At 43.4% G+C, this 2302-nt stretch carries 1 protein-coding gene; it reads right to left on the minus strand.

The window, feature by feature from the left end:
• Positions 1-75: 75 nt before the first annotated feature.
• The gene (locus tag QUA62_RS29110) at positions 76-1038 is read right to left on the minus strand and encodes an MBL fold metallo-hydrolase (protein WP_333408267.1); all 963 of its coding nucleotides are present in this window, start codon (positions 1036-1038) and stop codon (positions 76-78) included.
• Between the last annotated feature and the right edge of the window lie 1264 nt (positions 1039-2302).

Genomic DNA, 2302 nt, shown 5'->3' on the forward strand with positions numbered 1-2302 from the left:
CCATTGCCGTTCTTGATAACTGTTCGCTAGTCTAACAGCGAGCGCACTTTTTGACCTGCTTAGTCTAAACTCCAATCATTCTTCACGCCAGCGATAGTCCACAGGCACCCAAGCATAGCCCTGATTGTCTGCACGAATATGACCGACTCCTGGAAAAGAGACATGGGCGGCTGCGACGAGACGACGGGATGTTTCTGCATCGGCAAATTGTTTCGCCCGTTGCGCTGCTGCGGCATTAGGATCAACGTCAAAGTCGATCGTGATTTCCGGCTTCGGAAATTGAACCGAGGCGACGTGCACAATATCGCCCCAAAACTCGATACTCTCGCCTTGACTTTCCACCCTAAAGAAACTGTGTCCAGGTGTATGTCCTGGTGTAGGGCGTGCGGTAATCCCAGGTATAATCACCGTCTCGCCGGAAAACGGCTTCAGTTTGCCCATATCGAGATAAGGTTTGACTGTCTTAATTGCTTCGTTAAAATATCTTTGATAGTCTGGCGATCGCTCTGCATTAGCAGGGTTAAGCCAAAAATCAATATCGGGTTTGCCAACATATACCGTAGCAGCAGGAAACATGGGTTGACCACCTACAACCAAACCACCGCTGTGATCGGTATGGATATGAGTAATGAGAACGATATCGATATCGTCGGCCTTATAACCTGCTACCTGCAACGACCTCGGTAGCTTGCCGCCCAGTTTTCCAAACAATTCCCCTGAACCTGTGTCTACCAACACCTGCTTGTCTCCAGTGTCGATGAGAAATACATTGATCGAAGTTTCAACAGGGTTTTTAAGGAAGCTCTGATGCAGGAGGCGATCGATTTCTGCCTGGTTCGTATTGGTCAGCAGGGGATGCAGATCCAATGGCACTGTGCCGTCGCTGAGGGCGGTAATTGTGAAATCGCCTAACTCGAATTGATAGACACCCGAGACTTGAGGTTTCGCCGTTTTCTGTGCGCTAATTCCCGGAAACATAATTGAGGTTGCAATAATCAACACTGCGGTGATAACAGCTATGACAAGCCTAAAGAACATGTTGGAGATATCCCAATGATAATTAAAAATTGATGCGACATAAACTTAGTCTACAAAACCTTACCAAAAAGTACCACTCAAGTTCAACCAGTTAAGCTCTGATTTTAAGAGGCTGGGAAAAACTGGGACTCACCATAATAAGGAATCAAATTAAAATCTATAGCACTTTTTTGTTTACCTTGCCGAATTCCGTGTCGAGACTGAGAATGTACTGATTTGTTACTGACTTTCGAGTGACTTAATTGACGGGATGACAAGCAGATTTAAAGCAAAGCGGCTGCAAGGTTTTGAGTTGAGTGACCAAGGGAAAAGATACGCTTGCTGTAATTCAATCCAGATACAGTCACTTGAGTATTAATTCAAATACAGCCACTTGAGTATTAATTCAAATGCAGACACTTGAGTATTAATTCAATTTAATTTTTGTTAAACAAGCTAAATAATAGCTAAGCATTACGTCAGATAAAGCCAGTCATTTGCTATACGAAATAAGGCGGTAAACTGTACTAAATCAGTGACATACAGGTATTTGTAGGGACTGCACTCTACCTGTTTTTACCCGAAAATATCCGGCAAACGCCTGCAATTTTATGCCAACTTACTGCTTTTTTGTGCCGAGAATGCTTTTTTGTTGAGGCTGGTTATGGCTGTTTAGTTTTGGTAGCAAGCAATGTTTTTGCCATCGCAAACTCTGACTAATGCGTGCAGACGAAAAATATCCACCCCCTATGAATATTGAGCATATTGCTTACCCGCAGTTCAAACCTTATTGATATGGAATAAGGAACGACTCGCGAGTGGCTACTGAAGCCCAAATGCCTCAATAAGAGCGGTAAGGTATGGGACAGGGACGGCGAACTAGGTTTTTGTGGGAATATATTAGCGATCGCTCTTTACGGCAAGAGATTACTGCTTGTACTCATAACGTGGAGAATTATAACTGCCATTGATAGCTAGGAGTCGAGCGACTGCTGTAAACCGAGCGACTACTGTAAACCGAGTCAGGCGGTAAATTTTTATCCGACTGTCAAGTTTTGTTAGACAACAACAGTTTAGCCCATTGCAAAGCGCGAGTCCGACAACAGCAATTTACGCGACTGTCAAGGCTGACATAACGGCTGCTGTGGTGCCAATTTTCTCGCACTTGCTCAACTTGATTCTTAATTCAACTTAAATACTGTAACTTGACTATAGCAATTCCATTTGAGATGTAAATATAAATTTCTATGGTAAAATAGGAAAGTTTGATAATAAATGAAAGGGA

The organism is Microcoleus sp. MON1_C1, assembly GCF_036701945.1.
Classification (GTDB): Bacteria; Cyanobacteriota; Cyanobacteriia; order Cyanobacteriales; family Microcoleaceae; genus Microcoleus.